This is a genomic window from Oleiphilus sp. HI0125, assembly GCF_001635355.1.
The window spans coordinates 1-818 of the sequence record NZ_LWGF01000279.1; the positions used below are offsets into that span (position 1 = coordinate 1).

The following is an 818-nucleotide window of genomic DNA, read 5'->3' on the forward strand; positions in this document are numbered from 1 at the left end:
ACAATCTCTTGGTTGCGGCGAAGGCCATTCATAAGATGAGCCATCGCCGCAACCAAGAGATTGTGTGCATAAACTGCGCAGCGATTCCTGAGTCGCTGATAGAGTCAGAGCTTTTCGGTCACGAAAAAGGTGCATTTACAGGAGCTGGCTCTGCGCGTGCAGGTTTGATTGAAGCAGCTGATGGTGGAACTTTATTTTTGGATGAAATCGGTGAGCTACCCCTTGATGCTCAGGCTCGATTACTTCGCGTTCTACAAGAAGGAGAAATAAGACGAGTTGGCTCCATCAGCTCTAAAAAAGTCGATGTGCGCTTAATTGCAGCAACACATAGAAATCTAAAGTCTTTGTCCCGTACCGGCCAATTCCGTGAAGATTTATATTATCGACTCAATGTTGTTCAAATTCGCCTCCCTCCATTAAGAGAGCGAGGAAAAGATATTACGGGCTTAGCTCACTTACTTTTAGAACGTGCTCGAGAGCGCTTAGCGAGACCAACGGTAGAACTCAGTACAGACGCACTGCGAGCCATTCAAGAATATAATTGGCCCGGTAATGTACGCGAACTTGAAAACGCGATCGAACGCGGCGTTATTCTTTGCGATCATGATCTTATCAATGCAGAACTGCTCGATATCGAAGCACTGCCATCAGAAGTAAGCCTTACTCAAGGATTAGTTCGCGGTAACGCTATGCAAACGGTTTCTTCATCAGCTGTCCAAATTGGGAAACCGCTCTCTATGGAGGATTACTTCCAACAGTTCGTTCTAGAAAACCAATCAAAAATGAACGAAACAGAGCTCGCTAAACATTTAGGTATA

Annotated in this window: 1 protein-coding gene; it reads left to right on the top strand. The window is 45.4% G+C overall.

Translation table 11 applies throughout. The annotated features are described in order from the left end of the window. Positions 1-818 (top strand): sigma 54-interacting transcriptional regulator (locus A3762_RS03975; protein ID WP_197469009.1); only part of this gene is annotated, 818 nt, incomplete at both ends.